The organism is Alkalibacterium indicireducens (genome assembly GCF_039522005.1).
Taxonomy (GTDB): domain Bacteria; phylum Bacillota; class Bacilli; order Lactobacillales; family Carnobacteriaceae_A; genus Alkalibacterium; species Alkalibacterium indicireducens.
Map to the genome: position 1 here is coordinate 1 of NZ_BAAADA010000022.1, position 7,007 is coordinate 7,007.

The following is a 7,007-nucleotide window of genomic DNA, read 5'->3' on the forward strand; positions in this document are numbered from 1 at the left end:
GTTTGATTTAGTTGATTAACCTTAAGCCGATAGGCTTTCCAAGGTTTGATCAGGGTGCGAAACTTGAGTTTATTGTTAATTAAATCATATCTAGCTTTCGTTAAAAATTTCAAAAAAGTTAAATGCTGGCGCAGCGGATGACTTTTTCCAGAATTTTTTTGACTTATTCAGTTGAAGATAACTCTATAGGTGACTTCTTTCACTTAGTCTGGTTCGAAAATTTCCTTAAATAATTCGAACGGTTCATACTGTAGCGCTCGCAAATGCCTTAAAATGTGGAAAACTGTTTGTTTTAAGTCCAATTCAAGCTTGATGAGCAAGGTCAGTAAATAGACAATCAGTGCCAGTATGACTTGATTTTCTACACCTTCTTCTGACTTTGAAAAGTAGTTTTTAATCGTCATGTGTTGCTTGATATGCTTGAAAAAGAGCTCGATTTGCCACCGTGATTGATACATTTTACTAATCTCTTCAGCTGATACATCCATGCGGTTGGTGATAATTCTTAAATTGACTTGCTGCTTTCTCTCTATCGTCACAAGTCGAAAGAGACTCGTCAAGTAGACTTGACTGCCCAATTGAACCAATTGATCACTGATAATACCCGTTCCTTTAGGAACGTCTAGATGGCCTTGCACATGTACCTTCGTCTTTTTATGCATAAGAGAAAGTAAATGATAAAAAATCTCCAGTAATACATTTGGTTCAAGTGCCCGTAGGGCACGAGAAAGCTGAAAGTAACTGATAGAGACTATCCACATTACTTTTTTCAAATTCGGATTAACATGTTATTGGTCTAGGTGTCGTAAACTTTCTGTTTCATCGTTAACGGTATACAGAAAGAGCTTTATTACTTTCTTAAATGTCAATTTCTTTGCATAACGATCAAATTGTTCAATGGCTTGACGAGAATCTAAGCTTAATTGTTCTAATTTAATATACGAAAACCATTTTTATTTTATACTTATCCGTTCATAGATCCTTTGTATTGGTCTTCGATAAGTCATTCAAGTACTCATATAAAGGATTTTTTTATGCCATTGAACAGGTAAATATTTAATGCAACACTAGTGATTCACTATTTTTTTTGATTAGGTTATTTAATGTGAATTAATATTTCATCAATTTGTTTTTCATGTATTCTAAAAAAATATCTATCGGTTTATCATTCCACTTCTTATTATGTACTGCACGATGACAATTTGCACAAAGCATAATTAAGTCTAACTTTCTAGTCATCCTTTTTCCCATATATAGTGGTAAAATATGATGTGCTTCAATAAAATCAATCTCATATATTTTCTTGAATGAAAAGTTACACGCTTCACAAAAAAGTTCCCCATGCCTTTTAAGAAATTCCTTCTTTGCAATATTTATTATTTCTGGATTACGTTCAATTTGATAATGAATACGATGGCGTCTCATTCCTTCGACAGTTTCATACTCATTTGCTATTTCATTATCATAAGTCCAAGCATCGATCCTATCAAACTTTCTACTGTATATCATAAATGCTTCTTGTAAAGAATCTTTCACTTCCCAAATAAATAGTTCCTTCTCATAATATCCCTTAAAAAAATGACTCCAGTACCTTTCCTTTTTACTGTTTTTCCTTACATCAGCTACAAATGTATAACCTTTTTTTCTTAGCCGTTTAACTGTTTGAGCCATAGATGAATTATATACTTGATATGGACGTCCAGTTATTTCTGATATTAGTTTGGCGGATCCTTTACCACCCATTTCAACCACTAAGGCATAGATGGCTTCAAGCAAGACAGGAGTAAAACAGTCTTTCTCTTGTAACATCTGTATCCACTCATCGACAGTACAATTTTTTGCATTTGTTGGATAGTAATCTAATCCTTTTTGCATATCAATCACCTACCATTTTTTGCATTCTCAATTTGCATAGTAAACTTAGCTATCCAAAAACTCTTAAAACAACTAGTTTATTAATCAATCCGTCTTTTGGAACTATACTTTTTTTATTTCCGTTTCATCCCATTTTTCCCTTTTACAACATCACTTCTATTTTTCTTTTCCTCTTGTACCGCTTCAAATTATTCTTTTGAAATAATTGCTGGATGGTTATTTTCTGAAACATAATGTCTTGGTGTTCTCCCGCATTAAGTAGCCTAACAACACCGATATATTTCTCATTGCTTAGCATAACATCAATTGTTCTTTTGCACCAATTTTCTTTTCCGGTTGGGGTTTTTATTCCTAGTTTTTCTAACTCTCGCTTTATACCAATAATACTAAACCCGCGCAAATACAGTTCAAAAATTATTCGGACATTTTTAGCTACATCTTCCTTAATGATCAGTACTCCATCTGTATCATTTTCATAATCGTAACATTTTCGGTTATATAATTTTGATGTGCCTTGTGCCGCAAGACGTCTATAATCCCATTTAATATTTTCACTACGAGATTCGTTTTCGGCTTGTGCAATCGATTCGATAATTGAAATCATCAAGGCACTATCTGTATCAGCTCTATCGAGTCCTTCTAGTTCAAATATGACACGAACTCCAAGCACTCTTAGCTTATTCAACCCTTCAAGCACTTCAACGCTATCTCGGCCAAACCTGCTAATGTTTTTTGTTATCACAATTTCTATATTTTTTGCTTCACAATCTTTAATTAGACGATGAAATGTTTTGCGGTTAGACTTCGCTTTCCCTGAGGCAATATCTATGTATGTATCAATAAGTAACCACTTACATCTTTAATACCATTGATTTCCACCTATATTTTATTCTATATTAATTCAGATGTTTATACCAATGAACTTACGCTACTGTTTCTCAATTAAAAAGCATTAGCACACCGGCATGTTGTTGTGCCAGTGTGCTAATGTACTGTCTTTCATTACTCGATCATGATGCGTTTAGAGGTGTCGACCTGTTCCTTTTTAGGTACCTTAATTGTCAACACACCTTCTTCTAGTTTTGCCTGAACACTTTCTTCATTGGCATCTGCAAGGAATATGCTTCGTGACATCTGAGCATATTTTCTTTCACGATGAATATATTTTTTGTTTTTATCTTCAGAAACTTCTTCTTTTTTCACTGAAATGTTAAGTCTTCCTTCGTTAAGCGTAATCTCTACATCTTCTTTCTTTACTCCTGGAAGTTCTGCTTCAATTGTGTACTCTGTATCATTATCCTGAATGTCAATCTTAAATGTATCTGCCGCTAAACTTCTTTGCAATGGCCAGCTACCTGTAAAAAAGTCATCAATCATGTTGGAAAAATCTTCAAAACCAGTATTCATTACATCATTTCGTTTTCTGTTGAATGGAATTAATCCTGCCATAATAACCACTCCTTTACTTGTTTTTATTCTCATCATTAGCACTCTCTGTCGTTGAGTGCTAACTCTAATTTAGATATACACCACTTTTCAAAATCTGTCAATAGTTTTTTTGTTTTTTTACTTATTTTTTTTTATGCTGTAGTTGCCATACCACTGATTTCTAGATCATTCTCTTTATCAACTAATAGTACTATTTCCCGATTAAATGGAACGAAAGGCATAAAAGGATGGAGACCAAAGGAACCTTCACTGGCAAAGGCTAAGGTTTTACCACATAAATCCATAGCTCCAATTGCCTTATGTCTTGCAGCTTCAAATTGATTTCCCATACGCTCTATATCTCCGGTAGTTGAACTTCTCTCATACATATAATGGCTTTCTTACCCATTACTTAATTACTCGAATATCTTCTATATAGACTATCCCCGCATATTTTGAAGACAAATATTTATTGTATATCTTTTCAGCTACAGCTATAGCCTCTTCTTCATTCTCTATTATAATTTCTATTCTTATATTTTCACCAAATCTACTAAGTCCTCCAGATATTGATCTCATACCTCTTTCACCTTGTCCAGAAACATTCTGATAAATGGTATAAGCTTTAATACCTAAAGACTCTAAATATTCTATTATACGAGAACAGATTATTCTTTCAGTTATTATAATAATTTTCTCAGCACTTTTCAACATGTTGGTACACCTCCATCTATAAATTTGAAATTATATTTGCTATTTGATAGTAAAGGGGGATTCCTATTAAAATATTAAAGGGAAAAATAATCCCTAGACTCATTCCAATAGCCAAAGAGGGGTTGGCATCCGGAAAGGTACTTCTCATTACTGCCGGTGCAGATATAAAGGATGCTCCACCAGCCAATGCTGCAAACACAGTTGCTCCTCCTGGACTTAAGCCAATAAAAGTAGCTAATATTATTGCCATAAAAGCCTGTAATGGCGGGAGAATAATTGCTAACACCAATGTAACTGGCTTAACACTTTTTAGTTCAAAGATTCTTGAACCGGAAAGTATTCCTATATCAAGCATAAAAATTGTGAAAATTCCCTCAAAAATATTATCATAGAAAGGCATGAGACTTTTCGTTCCTTCAACACCTGATATTAATCCAATTAGAAAGCCACCAAAAATTAATAATGTTGATTTAGCTGTTAAAGATGTACGCAATATATCTCTTATATTATATTCACCTTTTTCTACTTCAACAGATCTTTTCTTTAAACCAACACGACCTAGAACAATACCGGTAAGTAAAGCTGCTGTATCCATAAAAGGGTACAAGGCAGGCACAAATTCCTCATAGCTAGCTCCCATTTGCTCTAAAAAAACCAAAACTGTTATAATGGTTACACTATTACATGCTCCATAATGTCCTGCTATGGATCCTGCATTTTCTGGATCAAATCCTATTTTTGACATTATATAGTATACTACAGTTGTAATTAAAATACCCATAATTATTGCGGATAAAGCAGGTATTACTACTCCTAGTATCCCTGTTTTACTCACTGCTACTCCACTCTGTAATCCTATGGATATTAAAATATATAATGTTATTGCTGATCCAATTGAATCAGGTATTTCAAGATCAGATTTAACTGATACCGCTATAACTCCTAATATAAAAAATAATATTGCTGGAGATAACATGTTGCTAAATGCAAATTCTAAAGAAATCATCTTACTTAACACCTCACCATTATTTTTAAAACTTATTTTTTCATTAATAAATTATAATTAATTACATGCGCAAAAATAAGGTCAACATCATATTACTAATTTTGAGGTAGTAGCCATGGATGCTGACCCACATTTGACTGGTGTATTCCACCTTTCATTTGTCTATCAACTTACCTTTATGTTCATAATTTTCATTACAATATAATTGTAAATTATAGGGACAGTAGTACACCTCCTTTCATTATATTAAGTGCTTATACCCTGGCTTTTGTAAAAGTATTTGAGATATTGTGTCATACTCTTAGTGGTGTTTGTTGTATAGAGTACCTAAGCAAAAAACCGACTTTTTCTAGCAAGGTACAGTATCCACATTTATAGTGGTATAACTGCCTTACGCTAGAAAAAAGTCGGTTTATCCTCAACTTACCCACTATTTCATCCAAAATGGGCCTTTGTAGATCTCCCTACTATTATTTTTTCTAAGACATTAGTTTTTTCTCTAAATCGCCAGATAATTTAAAGATCATAACCCGTTCACCGGTTTTTGTACTGATGTCCGTATGAAATGTTATTACTTCTTCCCCTGTTTTTTCTTTTATTATTTCACCTAACATATCTCGACCTGCTTCTACTAGATCTGCTCGAACTTTCTTAATAGATAATATTCCTTCTGATGTTTGGCAAACCTTATATTCTGCAGGTGTTAATATTCCTCTTAGAACAACAATGACCATATCCCTTAAAATGTCAGTTTTCACTGTTACGGATCCTCGTCCTAGAAAATCCTTCTCCCACAGTGTTAATGCCTTGCTTATTTCTGCTTCTAATTGACCTTTTGTTATGGTTGTTCCTCCTATCAAGGGTATTTCCTATCACCATATATTAAGGGTGACATACCGATTTGTTTCAATCTAAGCAACAAAACCCTAACCGTATTTTCATACAGACAATTAATTATTATCTTAATGCTAATACATTTGATAATTGTACTTATATTGAGCAACCTATTCTAACTTAAAAAAATTTAATTTAGCATAACATATATCTAATTCGTTGTAAATACATATAAAGTCATTGTTTGTTGTAAGCGCTCAATAAAAGTACGGATTCAAACACACTGTCTGCCATGAGATAATCTTTAGTATAGTAGTAAGTTTTAGCACCAGCTAAGCAATCCTTAGCCGGTACTAAAACTAAGTCTAAACTGGGAGGCTAAGCAAATATGGCAACTGTAAGACAGGCAAAACATGACCTATTGAAAACAAAGTTGCAGGAAATTATCGCTGCCCAAAGACAAAGTGGACAATCAATCAGAAACTGGTGTGAGGAAAACCAAATCTCAGCCCCTTCTTTTTTCTACTGGAATAAAATAATCCGTGAGGATTCATTGATCCAGGCAGGAGTGATGGCAGTTACAGAATCAAAGCGATTTGCAGAAATCACTATGCCGAATCCGCTCTCTGAAAGAGTTTCTGATTCATCATTACAGGTTTGTGCTGTACTACGTGTACATCAGACTGAGATTGAGATTCATAATGGTGCAGATGCTAAGACATTGGAAACAATCCTTACACTTATCGGAAGGTCATCATGAAAATCCAATTACCTGACGATCTCCGTATCTTTCTCGCCTGTGGGCAAGCTGATATGAGAAAATCCATTGATGGCCTTACGGCCATGATTTCGTTAACGTATAAACTGGAGCCCTTCCAACATGCGCTATTTCTTTTCTGTGGTAGACGGAAAGATCGAATGAAGGCAATTCTCTGGGAGGGTGATGGGTTTCTTCTCCTCTATAAGAGGCTCGAAAACGGAAGTTTTCAGTGGCCTCGAACAACGGATAAAGCTCGCGAAATCACACCTCAACAATATCGGTGGCTCATTGAAGGTCTTTCCATCGATCAAAAGAAAGTGATTCAAGAAACTATTGTACACATGACTATATTGATTTATTTATGCAGGTTCTTGTGCAGTTAATAGCCGG

At 34.3% G+C, this 7,007-nt stretch carries 10 protein-coding genes; 2 read left to right on the forward strand and 8 right to left on the reverse strand.

Going from position 1 to position 7,007, the window contains the following annotated elements; genetic code table 11:
- Positions 1–203: 203 nt before the first annotated feature.
- From ABFX15_RS01315 to ABFX15_RS01350, 8 genes are all read right to left on the reverse strand, one after another.
- Positions 204–662 (reverse strand): transposase, encoded by a 459-nt coding sequence (locus ABFX15_RS01315; RefSeq protein ID WP_346023754.1) that lies wholly within the window; start codon positions 660–662, stop codon positions 204–206.
- A 448-nt stretch (positions 663–1,110) separates the two neighbouring features.
- Positions 1,111–1,875 carry an HNH endonuclease gene (locus tag ABFX15_RS01320; protein WP_346023755.1) on the reverse strand — a complete coding sequence of 255 codons (765 nt, stop codon included), beginning with the start codon at positions 1,873–1,875 and terminating at the stop codon, positions 1,111–1,113.
- Positions 1,876–2,017: 142 nt separating this feature from the next.
- On the reverse strand, positions 2,018–2,716 hold the full coding sequence (locus ABFX15_RS01325; protein WP_346023760.1) for a recombinase family protein: 699 nt from the start codon (positions 2,714–2,716) through the stop codon (positions 2,018–2,020).
- 161 nt (positions 2,717–2,877) lie between these two features.
- Complete coding sequence (locus ABFX15_RS01330; protein ID WP_287027552.1) at positions 2,878–3,324, reverse strand: Hsp20/alpha crystallin family protein; 447 nt, start codon at positions 3,322–3,324, stop codon at positions 2,878–2,880.
- A gap of 131 nt (positions 3,325–3,455) precedes the next feature.
- Positions 3,456–3,653, reverse strand: a complete 198-nt coding sequence (locus tag ABFX15_RS01335; RefSeq protein WP_346023756.1) for a DUF6671 family protein — start codon at positions 3,651–3,653, stop codon at positions 3,456–3,458.
- Positions 3,654–3,711: 58 nt separating this feature from the next.
- The gene (locus ABFX15_RS01340) at positions 3,712–4,017 is read right to left on the reverse strand and encodes a P-II family nitrogen regulator (protein WP_091268083.1); all 306 of its coding nucleotides are present in this window, start codon (positions 4,015–4,017) and stop codon (positions 3,712–3,714) included.
- A 16-nt stretch (positions 4,018–4,033) separates the two neighbouring features.
- On the reverse strand, positions 4,034–5,023 hold the full coding sequence (locus ABFX15_RS01345) for a sodium-dependent bicarbonate transport family permease (RefSeq protein ID WP_346023757.1): 990 nt from the start codon (positions 5,021–5,023) through the stop codon (positions 4,034–4,036).
- A 479-nt stretch (positions 5,024–5,502) separates the two neighbouring features.
- Entirely contained in the window at positions 5,503–5,883 is a 381-nt protein-coding gene (locus ABFX15_RS01350) for a Na-translocating system protein MpsC family protein (RefSeq protein ID WP_346023758.1), read from the reverse strand.
- Between the two features lie 362 nt (positions 5,884–6,245).
- Between ABFX15_RS01350 and tnpA the strand changes: the two genes are divergently transcribed.
- Both tnpA and tnpB read left to right on the forward strand, forming a co-directional pair.
- Positions 6,246–6,617: an IS66 family insertion sequence element accessory protein TnpA gene (gene tnpA / locus ABFX15_RS01355; RefSeq protein ID WP_346023759.1), complete on the forward strand. Its 372-nt coding sequence runs from the start codon at positions 6,246–6,248 to the stop codon at positions 6,615–6,617.
- A complete protein-coding gene (gene tnpB, locus ABFX15_RS12110; protein ID WP_428830575.1) occupies positions 6,614–7,000 on the forward strand; it encodes an IS66 family insertion sequence element accessory protein TnpB in 387 nt (128 codons plus the stop codon). The genes tnpA and tnpB overlap by 4 nt, the downstream gene beginning before the upstream one ends.
- Positions 7,001–7,007 lie beyond the last annotated feature (7 nt).